The organism is Pseudaeromonas pectinilytica (assembly GCF_054780855.1).
In genome coordinates this window covers 1-22308 of record NZ_BAAGVN010000359.1, presented here as the reverse complement: position 1 = coordinate 22308, position 22308 = coordinate 1, and the positions used below count along the sequence as shown (strand labels likewise).

Here is a 22308-nt window from a genome sequence, read left to right as displayed (position 1 = left end):
CATTTGAGCTGCTGAAAAACGGTATACTCCTTGCTTATATCTATCCGGCTTACGGTGCTGCCCAGGATCAGGCACTTGGGGTTGACGAGGATCAGTCGAACCCTGAGTCGGATCGACACCCTACCGGTTCAGGAGCAGGAACTATCGCTACTACCGGATAAAAAAGCAGCATGTAACCGTTACATCGGCTCTGTAGGCCGCAAAAATCTTGGTTAGTGACCACTATCCGTGATACAAATCCGGTTTTGAAAGTGTCAGGCGCGCCTCTGCTTCGCCCCTGCGTTTCGTGATGATATAAATCATCGGTTTTCTATGTATCCAGTTTCGATAAAGCAAGGACACAGGATGAAACGGTTTTTAGCTCCAATGAGCAGAATCGCCGAGTGGGAGCCTCCCATTCCCCGGCAACACCTGTACGCCATCTTGATGTTGGCGGGGTTTTCTGTTGCCAGCGTAACACTGCTGCCTTCCCCGAATGAGCTGCTTGCGGATAATCCCATCACGGTACAAGCCGAAGATCTCTCTGCCGAAGCCAATATCTCCGGTACCCAAGCTGCAGATACCGAATTTTTAACCATCCCTGATCACGAAGTGGTCGGTGATGAGGCGTCTCCCGTTGATGGTCTGGACGCGGATTCAGCACCGGATCCCGAATGGCTTGACTATAAGGTGAAGGGTGACGACAACTTATCCGTGATCTTCAACACCTTGAACCTGCCCGCCAAGACCCTACATAAGTTGCTGGAAGTGGACATCCAGAACTCCCTGATCCGACTCAAGATCAACCAAAAACTCTCCTTCATGGTCGATGGCAACAACGTTTTGCAACAGTTGGCTATCCCATTGGACGGCGAGCGGCGCGTGTTGTTCGAGCGCCAAGGCGACAATTATGTTTCTCGTGTTGAACCTGTGAGTGGTGATGCCGCCAAGTTTGTCAGCAACACCGTAGATGATGACGAAGCCGAGAGTGCCAAGCCACAAACCAAGGCTATCGTAGACGCCAAGTCCGATCTCAAGACAGCAAAAGCGGAACAGAAAAAGAAAGAAGTGGCTACGGTTCGCCCGAGCCGGGTCATTAAAGGCAGTATCAGTGGAGCCTTTGTCACCAGCGCCCGTAACGCGGGACTGACCAATAACCAGATCCACAAGGTTGCCAACATGTTCCGGGGCCGTATCGACTTCCGTCGTGATCTGCACCGGGGCGATACCTTCAAGGTCCTGTTCGATAAGGCACATAGCGAGAATGCCAAGATCCTGGCTGTGGCTTTCACGATTAATGGCCGAAATTTTAGCGCCTTCCGTAACACGGATGGGAATTTCTACGATGAAAGCGCCTCCAGTTTCAGCAGTGCCGGCACTTTCATGCGTTATCCGATCCCGGGCCAGCGTCGGGTCAGCTCTGGTTTTAGTCCCAGCCGCCGCAACCCGGTAACCGGGCGAGTGCAACCCCACAATGGTACGGACTTTTCAGTCCGCGTCGGAACTCCGGTTCTGACGACCGGTGAGGGCATTGTCATCAAGGCCACCAGCCATAGAGACATGGGACGCTACGTGGTAGTTCGTCATGGCGGTAAATACACCACAGTGTATATGCATCTGAGCAAGCTACTGGTGAAACCCGGGCAAAAGATCAAACAAGGCCAGAAGATTGGTTTGTCAGGAAACACTGGCCGCTCTACTGGTCCTCACTTGCATTATGAGTTCCGTATCAACAACCGTCCGGTCAATGCCATGCGTGTCGATTTGCCGATGAATGAAAGTATGGGCGGCAAGAGCAAGCGTCAATATCTGGCTAAGGTTCGCGAATACAAGCGGTTAATGAATCGGGGCTAGAACGCACTCTTCGATAACAGTCAATAACAAGGCCGACAGCAATGTCGGCCTTGTTGTTTGATTGCGACCAGAAACATGGTACCGACGATGACTACCGGTGATACGGGCGAGAGAGGCGATGCACGGCATCGACAAAATGCGTCGGCTGCGCCGGATCCACATCCTGGGCGATCCCATGCCCCAGATTGAACACATGACCATTGCCTGGACCAAACTCCGCAAGAATACGTGCCACTTCCTGCTCAATGCCGGATGCCGAGGCATATAACATGGCGGGATCCATATTGCCTTGCAGGGCCACCCGATGACCGACCCGACGCCGGGCATCGGCCAAATCCACCGTCCAGTCCAGACCAATCGCATCACAGCCAGTGTCCGCAATCGCCTCCAGCCACTGACCACCATTTTTGGTGAACAGGGTGACGGGTACAGGACGACCTTCGGACTCCCGAGTGAGCCCGGCAACAATCCGCGCCATATAATCCAGCGAAAAAGCTCGATACGCGGGAGTAGAGAGCACACCACCCCAAGTATCAAAAATCATCAACGATTGGGCGCCAGCCGCTACCTGGGCATTCAGATACAGACATACACTGTCCGCCAGCTTAGCCAGCAAGGCATGCAGGATTTCCGGCTCTCGTACCATCATCTGCTTGATGCGAGTAAACGTTTTGGAACTGCCCCCCTCCACCATATAGGTGGCCAGTGTCCAGGGACTGCCCGCAAAGCCAATCAGCGGAACCTTACCTTGTAAGGCGCTGCGAATGGTTCGGACCGCATCCATCACGTAGCGCAACTCATCTTCCGGATCAGGAACCGGAAGTTGTTGCACATCACGCAAACACGTCACAGGGCGGGCAAAGCGCGGGCCTTCGCCCTGACCAAAGGTCAATCCCAATCCCATGGCATCCGGTATGGTCAAGATATCCGAGAATAGAATGGCGGCATCCAGCGCATAGCGACGCAATGGCTGTAGGGTGACTTCGCACGCCAACTCGGGATTACGACACAGCGACATGAAATCACCGGCTTGGGTTCGGACATCACGGTATTCCGGCAGATAACGCCCCGCCTGCCGCATCATCCAGACCGGCGTTTCATCGACAGGTTGCCGCAGCAGGGCACGTAAGTAACGATCATTCACCAAGGGTTGCATACTCTTTCCATTTCCTCGGACCATTGAGAATGCCGATTGTAACATTCTGACCTGTAACCGGAAGCTCACTGGACGATAGCCTTTTGCTAACAAATCATGTCCGAGTTAACAGAGCGCAAAGAAAGGCTGCCAGGCTATTGACCTGATCTGAAATAACTCCGTTTAATGGCAGTAACAAAAGCGTTACAACAAGTCAGATGGGGAGGCTCTATGCTCACTCGAATCGATAAAACCCGCCAGTTACTGGCCGGTAAAAATGAGTCGATAGATGCGCTACTGGATGCGCGGCATGAATTGCTGGTGCAGTTTGTCGGTCTGTTGAGCCACAAGAGCAACCGGAAAAAATGCCTGCCCTCCTGCACTCAGGTTCAGGATTTCTGCCAGCATCTGGTGGACTATATATCCGCAGGGCATTTCGAGATTTATCAGCATGTTATCAGTGCTATCGAGAAGGCCAGCGGGCGCCGTCTGTCCATTGTGAATCGGATATTACCGAAGATAGAGGCCACCACTGAGTTTGCCCTGAGCTTCAACGACAAGTACGGCGATGGCCTGGACGAAGATAAGCTGCTGGAGCTGGATGCCGATCTGAATGAGCTCGGCCCGCTGCTGGAGGAGCGCTTCCGTCTGGAGGATCGACTGGTCAAGGCCTTGCAGATCCTGGATGAAATTATCGCCGCCTGAGCATTTACCCCGTGCCTGAAGCACATTATTCAAGCATGGGGCTTACCTTGGTCCGCCAGATCCGCCTACACTAAAAACGACGAGTTCAGGAGGACACCATGATCGAGCGCCGCCGTTTTTTCCGCGTTATTTTTTCTACTCCGGCACAGTTATGTCAGGGCGAGCGCTGCTGGCAGGTCAAACTGCTGGACTTATCCTTGCAAGGGGCGCTGGTTGAACAACCCGAGGGCTGGCCGGAGACCGTAACGGGTCGTTTCGAACTCAGCTTCGCGTTGGCCGGATCGGATATCGAAATCCGCATGGAAGTCGAGCCCAGTCATGCCGGGAAAAATCGCCTCGGTTTGTATTGCCACCATATTGATATCGACAGTGTCTCCCACCTCAAACGGCTGATTGAATTGAACGTCGGCAACGCCGATATGCTGCAGCGCGAGTTGGCTCACCTGCTGGAAGAACATATCGAGCATGAGCAATCCCATTCCGCGGATTAACCCCTCGGTCAATCAAAGCAGAGAGGCCACCCCGCGGTGGCCTCATGCATTCATGCGCAGCAAGCAGACTAAAGCAGCTCCAGCGCTTCAGCTAAGGTACTGACGGCCAGGATTTCCATCCCAGGAATGGGTTGTTTGGGCATATTGCCCTTGGGAATGATCGCTTTGCGAAAGCCATGCTTGACCGCCTCTTGCAGGCGCTCCTGGCCCGAGGGTACCGGGCGAATTTCACCGGACAACCCCACCTCACCGAAACTGATGAGATCCTGGGCCACCGGCCGATCGCGGAAACTGGAGACCATGGCCAGGATCAACGGTAAATCCGCACTGGTCTCCTCGACCTTGACCCCGCCAACCACATTGATAAACACATCCTGATCCGACATCTGCACACCACCATGGCGATGCAACACCGCCAACAGCAACGCCAGACGATTATGCTCGGTACCTACCGCCAAACGACGCGGATTGGAGAGCTGGGAGTAGTCCACCAGGGCCTGTAGCTCGACCAACAGTGGGCGGGTGCCTTCCCAAATCGCCATCACCACTGAGCCCGGACTTTCGGCTTCACCTCGATTGAGGAAGATGGCCGAAGGATTACTGACCTCTTTCATCCCCTGGGCCGTCATGGCAAATACGCCCAGTTCATTGACGGCGCCGAAGCGGTTCTTCTGACACCGCAGGGTACGGTAACGGGAGTCGCCATCCCCCTCCAGCAACACAGAGCAGTCCACACAATGCTCCAGCACTTTGGGACCCGCCAGAGTGCCATCCTTGGTCACATGGCCCACCATGAAGATGGCCACCTGATGCTGCTTGGCAAAACGGGTCAACTGGGCAGCGCCCTCCCGCACCTGGGAGACAGAGCCCGGCGCCGAACTGACATCAGCCACATGCATCACCTGAATGGAGTCGATGACCATGATGGCGGGTTTTTCCTGCTGCGCCAGGTTGCAGATCTGCTCGACACTGGTTTCCGAGACAATCCGCAGCTTATCGGTCGGCAGATTCAACCGGCCGGCGCGCATTGCCACCTGCTGCAACGACTCCTCCCCAGTGACGTAGAGGGTCGGCATCCGTGCCGCCAGCTGACACATGGTCTGCAACAGCAAGGTGCTCTTACCGGCTCCGGGATGACCGCCAATCAGAATGGCAGAGCCCGGAACTATACCGCCACCCAGCACCCGGTCCAGTTCGCGAAATCCGGAGCTGAAACGAGGAATTTCGGTCAGGGCGACATCGGCCAGGGTCTGCACCTTGCCACTGAGCTCACCGGCATAGCCACTCAAGCGCGAGCCACTCTTGGCCGTCGCTGTGCTCATCCGAATCTCGGAGATGGTGTTCCATTCGTGGCACTCGCCGCACTGCCCCTGCCAACGGGGAAATTCGGCGCCACATTCACTGCAAACAAACGCAACTTTGCTTCGGGCCATCACACAAACTCATTAAGAAAACAAAGACATGGTCGATATAGTAAAATACATTTAGCCAACAAAGCTTGTTGTCATGGAACGGACTTACCCGGTTATGGATTCAGAAAGGCCACATCCTCTGCTCGAACAGCTATTGCCGCTGATCAGAGAGCCCGACTTTGATGAAATATTCAGCCGCCTGACCCATGGTGAGAACAACAATACCCGTTTTTTGCTAAAAATGGAGCTCAAGCGCAAATCTACCCCGTCCGTGCGCAGTATCGACCTGCGGGCCCGGAATAGTGCCGTGCCCTTCGTCTATGCCGGGATCCAGCACTTTATGACCCCGGAAGATATCGAAGTGTTCCAGGCCACGATTCCCATCTACCACGGTAAATACACGGTAGGGGTCTACGAGGCGGTACTGGCGGCACAAAAAGAGCGGCTGAAAAAAGACTCCCAGCTCGGCGAGGATCCATCCCATGATCCCCATCGCTTCGAGATCGACTCGGTGCACTTTGCCAGTTACTACCACAGACGCGAAGAGCGTATGCATTTCAGCTCGCCGGTAGTACTCAAGCTCGGTTCCCAACCTGCGCTTCAGGCCAAGACCTCGGATATATCTCCTGGTGGCTTGCGGCTATTGCTGACCGCCCCCATCGCCTTCGAAGTGGGCGAACTGTGTCATGTCACCTTCACCGGCTTGCAGAAGGAGTCTCCGGCTCCCCTGATCAACGAACCAGTCTGCTATCAGATCCTCGGCGAGGAGCTGCGGGAAAACCGCTTCTGGCTCAAGCTGCTGCGCGCCGATTCCGATCCCGAGCTGGATCGTTATCTGCACAACTTCATCGATACCAATAAAGTTCGTTATCGGGTCAGCATCGATTATCTACTCTCCTCGGTCGAGGTGAAGGGCTACGAGCAATACTATCTGCCGCGCATGACCGGCTTGCCGTTGTTCTTCAACAAAGAGGCCACCCCGCAACTGGTACATGTGCTCAAAAGCGAGAACAATCAGGCGGTGCTGGAATACTGGCGTGACGAACGCAATAACGACAAGCTCGGTGGACTCTTCACCCCGCTGCGGATGCAACGCCTGCTCAGTCAAACTCAGCCCCACAAGCAATGCTGGATCTACTGCTTCACCCACACAGTGCGCAGCCATATCTACTTCTTCTCCGCCACCCAGGAGGAGCTCGAAGAGAGCGGGTTACGGGATCTGTTCTTCACCGTCGGAGCCCGGCGGCCAAGCTGGCGTGTATTCAAACTGGATCTGGAGGCCATTCAGCTCAACAGCCAGGGCCTCAAGAGCCTAATCAACATCGATGGCCTGCCTCCAGCCCACGTTGCCACGGTGGAACAACAACTGGAGCAACTCGGTTATGTCGGCCAGCTCATCGCCGTCGATGATGATGCCCAGCGCATCGACTATCTGACCGATGCCTTGGAGGAGTTCCAGGCCAATCAGTTGCAGATCTTTGCCAATCCGATTGAGGTGCCAGCATTCGAGCTAGAGCTGCTGCATTACGTGCAACTGCGCAAGGAGCTGCGTTACATGCACAAGACCGCCGTGGCGGTGAAACATGGCGTCAATACCGTGGTCGGCTGGACCCGCGATATTTCCACACACGGTCTACAGGTCGAGCTGGAGCAACCCCTGGCCTGTGAGCGAGGCGATATCATCGGACTAACTCTGCCCAAGCTACAAGCTCTGACCCGGGATATGAAACTGCAGAATCTGGCTTATCGGGTGGTGAATGCCAATCCGGCCCATACCGTACTGAATCTGTGCATCGAAGGGTCGGCTGATACGCATATCGGCCGATTGTTCTTCCAGCGCCTGATCGACAGTAACCCGGACAAGCTCAAAACCGCTCGTGAGCTCAAACGCATGAGCGGCATGGCTCGGGCACTACGCAATCTATATACCTATCACCTGTTCAATACCCCCTTGTACTTGAGCAAGGCCAAGCCCAATCGGCTCGGCGCCATCGGCACCATCGATAAACCCCGGCCATTACAAGGTTTGCTGACCGAGTGCTGCGTGGAGAAACCCTTTAACCTGCTGCCACTGTTCCAGGGGCCGTTGCTCAAACATCTCATTTTGCTGCCGCTGCGCAAGCTACGTCGGGAGGATGCTCCCTATAGTTGCGAGATCTTCATCAGCCGCCAGTTCGACAGGCAGGGTGATCTCTGCTACGACAGCCGCCTGGAGGATGAATTCACCAGCGCCGAGGATAAGCGCCACTTCGTGCGCAATGCCCTCAAGCGCGGCAACTTCTCCTCGGTGCGACTATTTCTCTCCCGCACCGGTCGCCCGGATGTGGACTTCATCGCCGGTGAGCTGGATTACGTCGCCAAATATGCCATCCATAAGGCACGGCAGCTGGAAGAGACGCTGTGGAGTGTGGCCGGTATCTGCGACTTGATGGATACCACAGCCGCCACCCTGTACCGTTTGAAAATCAAACGCTAGTCGCTGACGCCCACCGATACACACAAAAAAGGGAGCCGTGATGGCTCCCTTGTCATTTCGGTCGGCGCGAATATCAGCGCAGTGCCGCCACCCGGGCCCCAGCGTGCAGCAAGCAGAGCACGGCTTCCAGATCCAGCTGGCGAATCGCCACCTGCGCCTGTTCACGGACAATGGGCTTGGCATGGATCGCCACGCCGAGTCCCGCCACCTTGAGCATCGGCAAGTCATTGGCTCCATCGCCGATGGCCACCGTCTGCGCGCTGCCGATGCCGTAGCGGGTCTGCAGCAGTTGCAGGGTCTCGGCCTTGACCTTGGCATCGACGATGCGCCCCAGCACCTGACCGGTCAGCAGCTCACCGTCCGTTTCCAGGTTATTGGCTTCGATATGATCCAGCCCCAGATCCTGCTGCAGCTTGCCAGCAAAGCGGGTGAAACCCCCAGAGGCAATCGCCACCTTCCAACCGGCCGCCTTGGCGCCATCCACCAGCAGTGTCAGACCCGGCATCAGCGGCATATTGGCGGCCACCGCGTCCAGGATCGAAATGGGGGCATCCTTGAGCAGCGCCACCCGGTTACGCAGGCTGTCGGCAAATTCCAGCTTGCCCTGCATGGCCGCAGCGGTCACCGCCGATACCTGTTCACCGACACCGGCCAGACGGGCTATCTCGTCAATGCACTCGATCTGGATGGCGGTGGAGTCCATATCCATCAGGATCAGGCCCGGCTCAGCGAAGTTGGGCAACTCGGCGACATGGGCGGCATCCAGCGGCCACTCCTGGGCCTTGAGCCAGAGCGCCAGCTCGGCATCATAGCGATCCAGCGCCAACACCAGCACCTGCACTTCCGCCAGCACAAACGGCGGCACCAGTGCCCACGCGATATCAAGACTCTGCAGCTGGGCAACCACAACCGCCAGTTGCTCGCGGCTAAGAAACTCGCCCATCAGCACCAGATAACCGCCTTGAACCGGCAAGTGTTCACGGGGCAGCAAGGTATCGGCCTGGGCAACATAGACGGGGGCAGAAGCCAGGACCGAAGACCAGGCGGCAACATCATGGGGCAAGTGAGAAAAAGGCATCTGGCGTAGGGCTCCCAGCTGAACGCAAAAATGAGCGCTCAGGGTAGCGATCCGGCTGGCAACAGGCAAGGTTTTGCGCCCATAAAAAGGGGACGCTCTGCGCGTCCCCCTGATGGCATATCACCCAGGCCGAGCATGGGTGCCATTCCAAGCTGCAGGCCCTCAGGCCACTTGATCGGCCAGCAGCACCGAGTCCAGCGCAATCAGGATCATCTCGTTGAAGGTCAGCTGACGCTCTTCGGAGCTGGTTTGCTCATGGCGCTTGATGTGATCGGAGACGGTGCAGATGGTCAATGCCTTGGCACCGAATTCGGCCGCCACACCATAGATACCGGCCGCTTCCATCTCGACGCCCAGAATGCCGTATTTCTCCATCACATCGAACATGGCCACATCCGGGTTGTAGAACAGATCGGCGGAGAACAGGTTCCCGACCTTGACGGCGATACCCCGGGCTTTGGCGGCATCCACGGCGTGGCGCACCAGATCAAAATCGGCCAGCGCAGCAAAGTCATGATCCTTGAACCGCATGCGGTTCACCTTGGAGTCGGTACTGGCGCCCATGCCGATGACCACATCGCGCAAGTTGACATCATCCCGTACCGCGCCGCAGGAGCCGACACGGATCAGAGTAGTCACCCCATACTCGGTGATCAGCTCCTTGGTGTAGATGGAGCAGGAGGGGATCCCCATGCCATGACCCATGACCGAGATACGGCGACCCTTGTAAGTCCCGGTGTAGCCATACATGTTGCGGACATCAGTCACCAGCTCGGCATTATCGAGAAAGGTCTCGGCAATGTATTTGGCGCGCAGCGGATCGCCCGGCATCAAGACAACATCAGCAAAGGCACCCTCTTTGGCATTGATATGAGGAGTTGGCATCGTTTGGTTCCTTATATAGTTCCTGGTAGCACTGTCTTATTCAGAACCGCGGGTCGGGCTCGCGGTCCGGTTCATCATTCAATAAAGCTGGTTCCGTAATCGAGCGCTGGCAAGCCGTGATAGCGGGCTATGCTCTGGCCAATATCGGCGAACGTCTCGCGGCGGCCCAGATCTTGCGCCGCCACCGGAGGGCCACAGAAGATCATCGGCACATACTCACGGGTATGATCGGTTCCGGTCCACGTCGGGTCACAGCCATGGTCGGCGGTCAGCACCACCAGATCACCAGCGCCTAATTGTTCCATCAGCTCCGGCAAGCGGCGGTCAAAATACTCCAGCGCCCGGGCATAGCCCGCCACATCGCGGCGGTGGCCATAGGAGGAGTCAAAATCGACGAAGTTGGTGAAGATGATGCTGTGATCCCCGGCCGCTTGCAGTTGCTGCAACGTGACATCCCACAGCTCCTCAAGGCCGGTGGCCTTGAGCTTCTGGGTGACACCGCAACCGGCGTAAATATCGGAGATCTTGCCGATGGCAATCACCTCGCCACCCGAGGCCTTCATCTTGTCCAGCAAGGTCGGCATGGGGGGCTCGACCGCGTAATCATGACGGTTACCGGTGCGCTGGAATTCACCGGGTTTGTTCCCGGTGAAGGGACGGGCAATCACCCGGCCTATGTTATAACCACCGTGGGTCAACTCCTCGCGCGCCAGTTCACACAGGGCATAGAGGGCATCCAGACCATAGGTCTCTTCATGGCAGGCGATCTGGAACACCGAATCGGCCGATGTGTAAAAAATCGGCTTGCCGGTGCGCATATGCTCTTCGCCCAGCTCATCGAGGATCACGGTACCGGAGGAGTGACAATTACCTAGGTATCCAGGTAGTTTGCCCTTGGTCACCAGCGTTTCCAGCAAGGCAGGCGGAAAGCTCTGCTCCTTGTCGCTAAAGTAGCCCCAATCGAACAGCACCGGCGAACCTGCCATCTCCCAGTGACCAGAGGGCGTATCCTTGCCCGAGGAGATTTCCTGGGCATAGCCATAGGCCGCTTGCGGTACCACGCTGGCATCCAGACCGGCCGGAAACTCGCCGCTGGCCCCGGCACAGGCGTGAGCCAGACCCAGACGGGTTAAATTGGGGATCTGCAGCGGCCCCTGGCGGTCGATATCGGCGCGGCCCGCGGCACACTCGGCGGCAATATGGCCGAGGGTGTTGGCGCCGGTATCGTTAAAACGGGCGGCGTCAGCGGCAGCGCCAATGCCCAGTGAGTCCATCATCAGAATAAAGGTACGTTTCATGGCTATAGCTCCTTCACATCGCTGGCCGTGATGCGTTGATAAACCTCGGGTAACGCCTCGGGACTAGTATCCCCGATGACGATGGCCTGCCGCAGGGCCTGGGCCGCCTCCTGATAATCCGCCTCGCTGCGGGCATGGATCAGAGCGAGCGGTTGCCCAGCTGTGATCGCCTGACCCAGCTGGCAGAAGTCACTGAAGCCGACACGGTAGTCGATGGCATCGCTGGCCCGACGACGACCGCCGCCCATGGCCACCACCGCCATACCGATGGCGCGGGTGTCCATACGCTGCACGAATCCGCCACGTTCGGCCAGCAGCGGCCGGATCACGGGGGCGCTCGGCAGGTACTCGTCATAACGACTCATAAAATCAGCCGGACCGCCCAGAGCCGCGACCATGCGGCCGAAACGTTCAGCAGCAGCGCCGTTATCCAGCACAGTTTGCAGCTTGGCATGGGCTTGGCGCTCATCGGCAGCCAATCCGGCGGCCACCAGCATATCGCTACACAGCGCCATGGTCACGGCATGCAGCCGTGGGTTGCGGTACTCACCGAGCAGATAACGCACCGCTTCGCGCACCTCCAGGGCATTGCCGGCACTGGAGGCCAGCAACTGGCTCATATCGGTGAGCAGCGCCGAGGTCTTGCAACCGGCGCCATTGGCCACCGCGACGATACTGCGCGCCAACTCGGCCGATTTCTCGAAGCTGGGCATGAAGGCACCGGAGCCCACCTTCACATCCATCACCAGCGCCTGCAGACCCGCCGCCAGCTTCTTGGAGAGGATGGAGGCGGTGATGAGCGGAATGGCCTCGACGGTCGCCGTCACATCCCGAGTGGCATAGAAGCGCTTGTCGGCGGGGGCCAGATCACCGGTCTGACCGATGATCGCCACCCCGACCTCCTTCACCACGCGGCGCAGCAACTCGGTACTGGGCGCCGTCTGGTAGCCGGGAATGGCATCGAGTTTATCCAGGGTACCGCCGGTATGCCCCAGGCCACGGCCGGAGATCATCGGTACGAAGCCGCCACAGGCAGCCACCATGGGCCCCAGCATCAGCGAGGTCACATCCCCCACTCCGCCGGTAGAGTGCTTGTCGACAATCGGCCCACCCAGCTCCAGCGATGTCCAGTCGAGGACCGAGCCGGAATCGCGCATGGCGCAGGTCAGCGCGATGCGCTCGTTCATGGTCATGTCATTGAAATAGATCGCCATCGCCAGGGCGGCAATCTGCCCCTCGCTGACGCTGTCGTTGGCGACCCCCTGAATAAAAAAGCGGATCTCGTCGGCGGAAAGCTCGCGGCCGTCGCGTTTGTTGCGAATGATCTCCTGGGGAAGAAACATTGCACACCTCTGAGGTTGATTCCGTAGTCTTGTTGGTGCAAACCGGGTGCGGGTCATGCCTCGTCATCACCGGCTTGTCGTTATCTGTTGCTCGCTCCCTTGACGACAGGATGCCGATGCCAGACCGCGTTTAACCTCGGGGGCTTGCCTTACGCCAACTCGCCGTAAACCCATCCCTGGGGGCTCGACGGCGCCATCCATGGCGCCAACGGTTGGCGTTAAGACAATTCCCCCTAGGTTTCGAGAGACCAGCGATCGAATGTCGTCAGGAGAACTCTCATCAGTAGCCGTTATTGGCTGCCGGTGCCGGCCCATGACCCAGAGTTGCCAGCAGACTGGCCAGCAGGCTCGAAGCCCCGAAGCGGAAGGTGCGCGGGCTGACCCAGTTATCCCCGAGGATAGAAGCAGCCAGATCCAGATATTCCGCCGCCTTGGCGGCATCCTTGACGCCACCGGCCGGCTTGAAGCCTACCGCCGGATTGCGCGCCAGGATCACTTCCATCATGATGCGGGCCGCCTCCAGGGTAGCGTTCACCGCCACCTTGCCGGTCGAGGTCTTGATAAAATCGGCACCGGCATCAATCGCCAGCTCCGAGGCGCGACGGATCAGGGCTTCGCTCTTGAGCTCACCGGTCTCAATAATTACCTTGAGCAGCACCTGTTCGCCACAGGCGGCCTTGCAGGCCTTGACCAGCTCGAAACCCACCTGTTCGTTACCGGCCATCAGCGCCCGATAGGGAAACACCACATCCACCTCGTCGGCACCATAGGCCACGGCGGCACGGGTCTCGGCTACGGCGATCTCGATATCATCATTGCCGTGGGGGAAGTTGGTCACGGTGGCAATCCGTACCGCCTCGGCCCCGATCTCGCGCAAGGTCTTGCGGGCAATCGGGATAAAGCGCGGGTAGATACAGACCGCAGCGGTCAGTCCGGCCGGGCTCTTGGCCTGATGGCACAGAGCAATCACCTTGGCATCGGTATCGTCATCATTCAGGGTGGTCAAATCCATCAGGTTCAGCGCGCGCTGGGCGGCTTGTTGCAAATCGCTCATCGAAAACTCCAATGCAAAATTAAAAGCTGCAGTGATAAACCCTGGTCTCGCGAGGAGGCCAAACTCGTCAACTGTCATCCCCGGTACGAACACCGGTTCATAACAGGAGCGGACTTGGTTCCGTGAAGAGCGCACGCGACCCGATCCCGGGTGACGGCTTCAATTCCATTTGACCGCAGACCCACCCTCCGGCGGGTCATGTGTGTGGAAGCGACTCCATGCCGCATTCCGTGGCGCATTTTTCAGGAAAAAAAGCGCGCCAACAACCAATAGTAGGCCTGAGCACCAAGATAAACCCCGACGATGCCCATGATACCGGACAGCACGGGCGGAGCCGGGATCGGCAGTTTCAGAAACGCAAACAATAACCCGACCGCACCACCCGCCAACAAGGAGAGCACAACTTCGTTCATCTCATACCTCTATACCCAGCATATCAATCACCCAGACTCCGGATCTGGCGACGCAAACGCTTTTCAGGAGCCTAAAACATCAACGCCACAGCATGGCTGTGGCGTGGTCCAGCCCGGTTTCCCGGGAAGTGGCTTCGTGGACAGGCTCATCCTATCCAAGCCGGAGTCAACAGACTGAGAGAGCAAACGCTTTTGCGCAAACAGCCCTGGTCGCCGCTTCATTCGGCGGTCGCGGCATCACGCGATGCTGCCATTCCGTGCGCTCCGATCGCGGAAAAACAGCGCCTCCACATTGGCCTCCAACAGTGGCATCAGCACCTCGACCGGCTGCTGGCGCAATTGCGCCAAGATCGTCAGCACCTCGGACACCCGCCAAGGCTCGTTACGCTCTCCCTGAGCCCCCGCCAGCGGCATGCTCGGGCCATCGGTCTCCAGCAGCAGCGCCTGCACCGGTAACTGGGCCACGGCACGCCGCGTCTTCTGGGCGCGCTCATAGCTGATGACGCCACCGACGCCTAAGCGAAAGCCCAGCGCCCAGAGCTGCTCTCCTTGTTGGCGCGAACCGGCAAAGCCATGCAACACCCCGCCTGCGGGCGGACGATAGCGAGCCAGCAGCGCCAGTACCTCGTTATAACAGCGGCGGCAATGCACAATCAGCGGCAGTTTGAGCTCGCAGGCCAATTGCAGATGCCGCTCGAACCAGGGCAACTGCTCGGCCAGCGGCAGGGCGATGGCGCCATCCAGCCCGCACTCCCCGATCGCCACCAGACCTTCAGGTCGCGCCGCCAGCCGGCAGGCCAACGTCTCCAGTGCCTGGGGCGACTCCTCGGCCAGAAACCAGGGATGTAAGCCGAGGGCATAAAACACACCCGGCTGCGCCGCGTGCAGTGCCACCAGTCGATCCCAGTGACGGGAAGCAATGGCCGGCACTATCCAGCGCCCGACCCCGACCGCCCGGCTTCGAGCCAAGACGGCTGGCAGATCCGCGGCAAACTCCTCCAGATCCAGGTGGACATGGCTATCCGTCAACGCATCGCTATCAGTCAACATAGGATGACTCGCAAGATAAAGAACGATCACTTTCAGGCTAATCACTCCACCGCCGCTTGTCAGCCTTAACCTCGTTCTCCCCGTGAAACATCGGGATTACTAACGACAAAAGGGCCTCCGTCACCGGAGGCCCTTGTTCGAATCCATCACTCAGAGCATCACGCCGGTCACCACGGCCGAGAGCAAGCTCACCAGGGTCGAGCCATACACCAGCTTCAGACCGAAGCGCGAGACCATGTTGCCCTTCTCTTCATTCAGCGCCTTCACGGCTCCGGCGATGATGCCGATGGAGCTGAAGTTGGCAAACGAGACCAGGAAGACCGACAACATGCCCAGAGTGCGCGGTGACAGACCGGCCGCCATCTTGCCCAGGTCCATCATGGCCACAAACTCGTTGGTCACCAACTTGGTCGCCATGATGCTGCCCGCTTGCATGGCCTCACCACCAGGGATGCCCAGTACCCAGGCAATCGGGAAGAACAGATAACCCAGCACCTGTTGGAAGCTCATGCCAAAGGCGGCATCAAACAGGTAGTTGATCATGGCGATCAGCGCGATGAAGCCGACCAGCATGGCCGCCACAATCACCGCCACCGTGAACCCGGCCATGATGTATTCGGCCAGCATCTCGAAGAAGTTCTCGCGCTTGGGAGTATGGTGCACATCCCCTTGCGCCAGTTTGGCCGCATCGGTGGCTGTGTTGTCCGGCTCGTAGGGGTTGATGATCGACAGCACGATAAAGGTACTGAACATGTTGAGCACCAGAGCCGCCACCACATAACGGGGCTCAATCATCTACATGTAGGCGCCGACGATGGACATGGAGACCGTCGACATCGCCGTGGCCGCCAGTGTGTACATCTGCTTCTGGTTGATATGGGGCAGTATGTTCTTGATGGCGATGAAGTTCTCGGATTGGCCGACAATCATCGAGCTGATGGCGTTGAATGACTCCAGCTTGCCCATGCCGTTGATCTTGGCCAGCACGGTGCCGATCCCCCGGATGATCAGCGGCAGCAGACGTATGTACTGCAGGATACCGATCAGCACCGAGATAAACACGATGGGCATCAGCACCTTGAGGAAGAAGGTGAAAGCACCCTCGTTCATCAGACCGCCGAATACGAAGTTGGTGCCTTCGGCGGCGAAATCCATCAGTTTGTTGAACGCGGCAGCAAAGCCACCGATCACCGCCAACCCAACCTGGGAGTTGAGCATGAACCAGGCCAGTGCCAGTTCGACCACCAGCAGTTGCACCACGAAGCGCAACTTGATCTTGCGCCACTCTTTGGGGTTGGCCGCCAGGGCTAGCCCCAGCACCATGATGAGCCCGAGAACAAAATGTAAATATGCCATTTCCGTAGACCTGTTTTAATAAATGGGGAGGACGGGGCTCATAGTAATTAACAGCCGAATTAAAAATTGACCAGCCATCACATTGTTTCATCATGAATCAATTATTCAGACCAGAAAAACGTTTTATTTCTAACTCTATTTTTATCCACAAATAAAATAAGGATTCATTCGATGGCTAGATGCAAAAAAACCAGTAACGGTGAAATACACCATCACCAAGTGATTGTAATTTATGTAAAACGTTTATATCAGACTCAGCGTCCGATAATAAATCATATCAAAAAGCAGAGAAAAACGATTGTATCGAAGTGTGTCGGAATTATATCCATAACAAGCAAACGTTTTTATTTACCTCCTATATTCAATAATGGGGAGGTTAAATGCGAAATAATGAATCCGTATTTATAAAAAATAATCCTCATCTCATTATTGATCGCCAATAGAGCCCGATCTCGGATACAAACAGGTCATGTCCCAATCACCTGTTGGAAATCGAGAGGGCAGGAGTCTAATGCCAGTCAGTTAGCGAAGGAGAGATAGCCTTTTGAGCCAACCGTTGGCGGCAGGGATGCCGCCATCGAGCCCCCATGGAAGGGTTTACGGCGAGTTGGCGAGAGAGGGTGTCTCTCCCGAACCTTTTAACTGACAAGCATTCGGGCTGGAGTCTGCCTTTCGTGCGGACTCCTACCTCAAGCCTGTGCAGGAGCTCTCGACCCATGACTGGAACAGAGCCATACAAAAAGGGCTGCCCGATGGCAGCCCTTGCAAGCACAGGAAGCGCTTAGTGTTCCCGGGTCTTGTGGAATACCACATCCGGATAGCGCTCCATGGTCAGGTTCAGATTGACCATGGTTGGGGCTATATAAGCCAGGTTGTCACCACCATCCAGCGCCAGATTCATAGCGCATTTGCGCTCGAACTCATCCAGCTTCTTGCCATCCTTGCATTCGACCCAACGGGCGGTACTGACGTTGATGGTTTCATACAGCGCCTCGACGCCATATTCACTCTTCAAGCGCGACACCACCACATCAAACTGCAGCACACCGACGGCACCGACGATGAGATCGTTATTCTCGATGGGACGGAATACCTGCACCGCACCCTCTTCGGAGAGCTGCACCAGCCCCTTGAGCAGTTGCTTCTGCTTGAGCGGATCCCGCAGCCGAATGCGACGGAACAGCTCAGGGGCAAAGTTCGGGATCCCGGTAAAACGGATGTCTTCACCCTGGGTGAAGGTATCGCCGATCTGGATGGTGCCATGGTTGTGCAGACCGATGATATCGCCCGGGTAAGCCTCCTCGGCCTGCTCCCGATCCCCGGCCATGAAGGTCACGGCATCGGAGATATTCACATCCTTGCCGATGCGCACATGGCGCATCTTCATGCCCTTCTCGTACTTGCCGGAGACCACGCGCATAAAGGCGATACGGTCGCGGTGCTTGGGATCCATGTTTGCCTGGATCTTGAACACGAAGCCGGAGAACTTATCCTCGCTCGCCTCGACGGTCCGCTTGTCGGTTTCCCGCGGCATGGGCGCAGGCGCCCACTCGGTGAGGCCATCGAGCATATGATCCACACCGAAGTTACCCAGCGCCGTCCCGAAGAACACTGGCGTCATCTCGCCGTTGCGGAAGGCGTCCAGATCGAACTGGTGAGAGGCGCCCTGCACCAGCTCCAGCTCCTCGCGCAGCTGATCGATCAGATCCTCGCCCACCGCCTGATCCAGCGCCGGGTTATCCAGCCCCTTGATCACGCGCTTCTCCTGGATGGTGTGCCCCTGACCGGACTGGTAGAGATAGATCTCGTCCTTATAGAGGTGATAGACCCCCTTGAACTGCTTGCCGCAGCCGATGGGCCAGGTGATGGGAGCGCACAGGATCTTGAGCTCGTTCTCGACTTCGTCCAGCACTTCCATCGGGTCGCGGACTTCGCGGTCCAGCTTGTTCATGAAGGTGAGGATCGGGGTGTCGCGCAAGCGAGTGACTTCCATCAGCTTGCGGGTACGATCTTCAACCCCCTTGGCGGCGTCGATGACCATCAGACAGCAGTCCACCGCCGTCAAGGTGCGATAGGTATCTTCGGAAAAGTCTTCGTGACCCGGGGTATCCAGCAGATTGACCAGACAGTCGTTGTAGGGGAACTGCATCACCGAGGTGGTGACCGAGATGCCCCGCTCCTTTTCCATCTCCATCCAGTCGGATTTGGCATGCTGACCCGAGCCGCGACCCTTGACGGTACCGGCGCGCTGAATAGCGTTCCCGAACAGCAGCACCTTCTCGGTGATGGTGGTCTTACCCGCATCGGGGTGGGAGATGATAGCAAAGGTCCTTCGCTTATTGATTTCATTAAGAAAATCTTGGTTTGCCATGTATAAATTCTTTTAGTTTGTACACGGATTTGTACACACTTTTGGAAGTACTCTATTTTCAGTTCTTCGCTTGTCAAATCCGTCGTGTTAATCGTAATTGGCCGCTATTTTCGCTGATCTTGACTTTATAAACAATCAATGGTTATCTAATCGGTTACCATTTACTCTCAGCGTGCGCCAATGCTCAGTTGTAGCTGTTTGCAATCGTTGCTTCTTCAGCTCATGAACAACTGTGGCTAAACCACAAATTCCTTCGCTACCAGAAATCGATGATAGCTTGTCGTACTACACCGATGATGGTGCAGTTGCCGTTGATCGGTATTGCAGGGTATTGCGGGTTCAAAGGTTTTAGGTACTTCTGTTCACCATCAATAACTAACTGCTTAAAGGTTGCTTCTTTCGAATCATCCAAACGCGCAACAACCAATGAACCTGAAGAATAAGGTAACTCAGGATCAACAACGATCACTGCCCCCTCAGGTATGGATTTTTTTCCGCTTGGATTTTCCATACTGTCGCCTTTTACGCGAAGTGCGAAACAACCCTCACGTGCTTTCCCAGTGACTTCACGCCACTCCTCAGCATCTTCATGGGCAAATCCCTCCGCTATTTCAGTCCAATCACCGGCCTGAACCCAGTTAATGAGAGGAATTCTTCCCTTAATGTCAGGCCCGACTTCTACATTACCGACCCCCAAGCCAATCTCGCCATCACCTGTGGCGAGCCAATGAGCATTCACGCGAAGCGCCTCCGCGATCTGCATGGTGTAACGAGACCTAGCCGATTTACCAGAGCAAATCTGGCTGATCGACTGCTGTTTGATACCAATGCGACGAGCCAACTCAGACTGAGTCACCCCAGTAAGCTGCAAGGCATGGTTTAGTCGTTCGGATAAAGTTTTCATAAGCCCGTATTCTACAAATAAAACTGTAGCCTTTCAACAATTTTAACTGTTGACTAATCTACAGTTTAAACTGTAACATTCAATCTTGTAACAGTTATTATTGTAACAGGAGACGGTATGGAAGTGTTCAACACGACACAAAAACATCTCCGCCGTGCCATTGACTTGGTCGGCGGGCAATCAGCATTAGCACGAGCCATCAACTCAAAACAGCAAAACGTCTGGTTTTGGTTGAATAAATCAGGGCGTGTTCCCGCTGAATTCGTTTTACCCATCGAACAAGCTACGCAAGGACAGGTAACCCGATCTCAGTTAAGACCGGACATCTATCCCGAATGCCCAAGCGAGCTGAAAGCCAGTAACCAGTAGGATTAAGGGCAAATAATGGTCAGCATTTTACTTAAACACAAAAGCGAGTTCCTCCATGCGTGACTATGGCAAGGTCTATACCCGCTTTTGGCTAAAGCAAAACGTTTTGTCCTGGAGTGACTCAGCGAAGTTGCTAGGACTGTATTTGCTTACATGCCCACATTGTAATTTGCTTGGCTGCTTTCGATTGCCGATTGGTTACGTTGCTTCTGACTTGAACTGGGAAGAGCAACAGGTTGCCAAGGCTCTAAATGAGTTAGAACAAGATCAGTTCCTCATTCGTTGCGAGGAATCCGGTTGGACTTTGATTCGGAGCTTTCTGAAGCACAACCCAATCGAAAACCCAAACCAAGGTAAGGCAGCCTTTCGGTTGTTTAAAGATGTACCTGCCGACTTCGTTGGTATGGCATCGCTTTTGAAATCTCTTTCCGCTTTTCAAGCTCGGCTACCAGAAGAATTTTCATCATTGTTTATGCCAGATGGCAACCCGGTAAGAGACTCTCAACGGTCGGATGACTCTGAGAGAAGCAATAAACCAACAGTTAAAACTGTTGACCACATACAGTTTGAAGACTTCTGGGATGTACAAATACGCAAAGAAAAAAAAGCGAAAGCCAAAGAAGAATGGCTACGCATGGGCCTCAATGAAGACCATGAACTCGCCTTGGAAGTGCTAACACGCTGGAAAGAGCAACGAGACAACCGATTGCAGTATCAAGATCGGACTAAGACCCCTATGCCACATAACTGGCTTTTAAACCGGCAATGGGAAGACGAGTACGTTCGCATTGATGAAGTACAGCAATCATCGACGAGCCTAAAGGGCAGCAATCACCAATTGAACATTGAAGAAAGCAATCGCCGCATTGCTGAAAGCTGGGCCGGACCAGGTATTCGGGAGGTTCATTCAAGTGCAGGAGGTTGATAAACGCGAGTTTGCTGAAGTTTGGGGAGCAGCTTGGGCCATGTATGGCAAAAGCGTATCACCACAATTGCTATCCATCGCATTTGAAGCCCTTCGTGCTTATAGCATTGAAGAAGTGCGAATCGGTCTGACTCGGCATATTCAATCACCGGATACAGGGCAATTTTTTCCAAAGCCCGCTGACGTCATCAAGCATATTGATGGCAACTCGGGTTCAAGAGCCATGGTTGCTTGGAACAAAGTCGACAAGGCTATTCGTCAGGTTGGCGCTTGGACATCCGTGATGTTTGACGATGCGCTTATTCACCGCGTTATTTCAGACATGGGGGGGTGGGTTGAACTCTGCAAGGTTGACGACAGGGAATACCCCTTTAAGCAAAAAGAGTTTTTAGCACGCTACCAGGCTTACTTGCTGCGGGACGAAGTGGGTGAATACCCAAGGCTATTACAAGGTATTGCAGACCATCAGAACCAGCAAAAAGGATTTGATATGCAAGCGCCGGTTGCCGTGGGCGACTGGTCAAAAGCAGCACAAGTTTATACAAGAGGCATCGCTGACTTTAGCGCAGTGCCTTTGAAAAGAATAAGCCCGAAAGCCATTCAGGCGCTTCTCGGAAATCAATTAGAGGACAAAAATGAAAACGATTAAAGCAAAAACCATTGCCCTAGTGATAGCCATGTCTGCAAGCACTTCAGTCTATGCGTTTCCGGGCTATCAGTGGGAAAAAGCAGCACAAAGCGTTGGTATTGATCCAGTCATGCTCTACGCCGTTGCCTTGGCTGAGTCGGCCTCACATCGTGGTCTCAACATGACCAGTCCATGGCCATACGCAATTCGCAATGGTTCAAATGCAACCTACGCCAAATCTAAGACAGAAGCAGAGCAACTGTTAAGCCAGGCACTGCAAGAGACTGAAAAATATCAGCTCGATATTGGCCTTATGCAAATCAATTTGCATTGGCATGGGCATCGGGTGAGCTCAGCAGCAGAACTGCTAGACCCCATCACCAACCTTACGGTCGGCTCAAGTATTTTGGCCGAAGCAATCAAGTCTTCACCAAATGATTTAGAGCTTGGCATAGGCCGCTATCACAGTTGGAACGAAGAGCGTGCACGCTGGTATGGGCAAAGAGGGCGCTGTTCCCTTTACGTGTTGTTGACTATTTTCACCCCACCCGATAACCAGGATTTTGCACTGTTGGGCTCTTG

19 protein-coding genes and 1 pseudogene are annotated in these 22308 nt (G+C 55.6%); 8 read left to right on the top strand and 12 right to left on the bottom strand.

The features are described from left to right. The first annotated feature begins 366 nt into the window (after window positions 1-366). A complete protein-coding gene (locus ACYVG7_RS19640; protein ID WP_460884792.1) occupies window positions 367-1833 on the top strand; it encodes a peptidoglycan DD-metalloendopeptidase family protein in 1467 nt (488 codons plus the stop codon). 91 nt (window positions 1834-1924) lie between these two features. Here ACYVG7_RS19640 and hemE read toward each other — a convergent pair whose 3' ends face one another. Further along, window positions 1925-2989 (bottom strand): uroporphyrinogen decarboxylase, encoded by a 1065-nt coding sequence (gene hemE, locus ACYVG7_RS19635; RefSeq protein WP_460884791.1) that lies wholly within the window; start codon window positions 2987-2989, stop codon window positions 1925-1927. 210 nt (window positions 2990-3199) lie between these two features. Between hemE and rsd the strand changes: the two genes are divergently transcribed. Together rsd and ACYVG7_RS19625 are read left to right on the top strand one after the other, a co-directional pair. Continuing rightward, the gene (gene rsd, locus ACYVG7_RS19630; RefSeq protein ID WP_460884790.1) at window positions 3200-3673 is read left to right on the top strand and encodes a sigma D regulator; all 474 of its coding nucleotides are present in this window, start codon (window positions 3200-3202) and stop codon (window positions 3671-3673) included. Window positions 3674-3771: 98 nt separating this feature from the next. After that, the gene (locus tag ACYVG7_RS19625; protein WP_460884789.1) at window positions 3772-4164 is read left to right on the top strand and encodes a PilZ domain-containing protein; all 393 of its coding nucleotides are present in this window, start codon (window positions 3772-3774) and stop codon (window positions 4162-4164) included. 68 nt (window positions 4165-4232) lie between these two features. Here the strand turns inward: ACYVG7_RS19625 and radA are convergent, their stop codons facing one another. After that, window positions 4233-5597 carry a DNA repair protein RadA gene (gene radA, locus ACYVG7_RS19620; protein WP_460884788.1) on the bottom strand — a complete coding sequence of 455 codons (1365 nt, stop codon included), beginning with the start codon at window positions 5595-5597 and terminating at the stop codon, window positions 4233-4235. 94 nt (window positions 5598-5691) lie between these two features. Here radA and ACYVG7_RS19615 point away from each other — a divergent pair, with 94 nt between their 5' ends. Continuing rightward, window positions 5692-8052, top strand: a complete 2361-nt coding sequence (locus tag ACYVG7_RS19615; RefSeq protein ID WP_460884828.1) for a PilZ domain-containing protein — start codon at window positions 5692-5694, stop codon at window positions 8050-8052. A gap of 73 nt (window positions 8053-8125) precedes the next feature. Here the strand turns inward: ACYVG7_RS19615 and serB are convergent, their stop codons facing one another. From serB to ACYVG7_RS19565, 10 genes and pseudogenes are all read right to left on the bottom strand, one after another. Continuing rightward, window positions 8126-9130 carry a phosphoserine phosphatase SerB gene (serB, locus tag ACYVG7_RS19610; RefSeq protein WP_460884787.1) on the bottom strand — a complete coding sequence of 335 codons (1005 nt, stop codon included), beginning with the start codon at window positions 9128-9130 and terminating at the stop codon, window positions 8126-8128. 162 nt (window positions 9131-9292) lie between these two features. Continuing rightward, window positions 9293-10015 carry a purine-nucleoside phosphorylase gene (gene deoD, locus ACYVG7_RS19605; protein ID WP_460884786.1) on the bottom strand — a complete coding sequence of 241 codons (723 nt, stop codon included), beginning with the start codon at window positions 10013-10015 and terminating at the stop codon, window positions 9293-9295. A gap of 74 nt (window positions 10016-10089) precedes the next feature. Next, on the bottom strand, window positions 10090-11313 hold the full coding sequence (locus ACYVG7_RS19600; RefSeq protein ID WP_460884785.1) for a phosphopentomutase: 1224 nt from the start codon (window positions 11311-11313) through the stop codon (window positions 10090-10092). Between the two features lie 2 nt (window positions 11314-11315). Then, window positions 11316-12656, bottom strand: a complete 1341-nt coding sequence (gene deoA, locus ACYVG7_RS19595; RefSeq protein WP_460884784.1) for a thymidine phosphorylase — start codon at window positions 12654-12656, stop codon at window positions 11316-11318. Between the two features lie 280 nt (window positions 12657-12936). Further along, on the bottom strand, window positions 12937-13710 hold the full coding sequence (deoC, locus tag ACYVG7_RS19590; protein WP_460884783.1) for a deoxyribose-phosphate aldolase: 774 nt from the start codon (window positions 13708-13710) through the stop codon (window positions 12937-12939). Window positions 13711-13952: 242 nt separating this feature from the next. Beyond that, complete coding sequence (locus tag ACYVG7_RS19585; protein ID WP_460884782.1) at window positions 13953-14123, bottom strand: XapX domain-containing protein; 171 nt, start codon at window positions 14121-14123, stop codon at window positions 13953-13955. A 237-nt stretch (window positions 14124-14360) separates the two neighbouring features. After that, complete coding sequence (locus tag ACYVG7_RS19580; protein WP_460884781.1) at window positions 14361-15173, bottom strand: TatD family hydrolase; 813 nt, start codon at window positions 15171-15173, stop codon at window positions 14361-14363. A 150-nt stretch (window positions 15174-15323) separates the two neighbouring features. Further along, a pseudogene (locus tag ACYVG7_RS19575) lies at window positions 15324-16529 on the bottom strand (NupC/NupG family nucleoside CNT transporter). 781 nt (window positions 16530-17310) lie between these two features. Continuing rightward, window positions 17311-18900 carry a peptide chain release factor 3 gene (prfC, locus tag ACYVG7_RS19570; protein WP_460884780.1) on the bottom strand — a complete coding sequence of 530 codons (1590 nt, stop codon included), beginning with the start codon at window positions 18898-18900 and terminating at the stop codon, window positions 17311-17313. 256 nt (window positions 18901-19156) lie between these two features. After that, on the bottom strand, window positions 19157-19804 hold the full coding sequence (locus ACYVG7_RS19565) for a LexA family protein (RefSeq protein WP_337226121.1): 648 nt from the start codon (window positions 19802-19804) through the stop codon (window positions 19157-19159). 117 nt (window positions 19805-19921) lie between these two features. On the opposite strand from ACYVG7_RS19565, the gene ACYVG7_RS19560 reads away from it, so the two are divergent. The 4 genes from ACYVG7_RS19560 to ACYVG7_RS19545 form a co-directional block, all read left to right on the top strand. Continuing rightward, on the top strand, window positions 19922-20173 hold the full coding sequence (locus tag ACYVG7_RS19560; protein ID WP_000451746.1) for a helix-turn-helix domain-containing protein: 252 nt from the start codon (window positions 19922-19924) through the stop codon (window positions 20171-20173). Window positions 20174-20228: 55 nt separating this feature from the next. Then, entirely contained in the window at window positions 20229-21098 is an 870-nt protein-coding gene (locus tag ACYVG7_RS19555) for a hypothetical protein (RefSeq protein WP_460884779.1), read from the top strand. Beyond that, window positions 21085-21747, top strand: coding sequence for a DUF6475 domain-containing protein (locus ACYVG7_RS19550; protein ID WP_288388998.1), 663 nt, complete (start codon window positions 21085-21087; stop codon window positions 21745-21747). The genes ACYVG7_RS19555 and ACYVG7_RS19550 overlap by 14 nt, the downstream gene beginning before the upstream one ends. Next, on the top strand, window positions 21734-22308 hold a 575-nt coding region (locus ACYVG7_RS19545; RefSeq protein WP_460884778.1), incomplete at its 3' end, for a lytic transglycosylase domain-containing protein. The genes ACYVG7_RS19550 and ACYVG7_RS19545, both read left to right, overlap by 14 nt.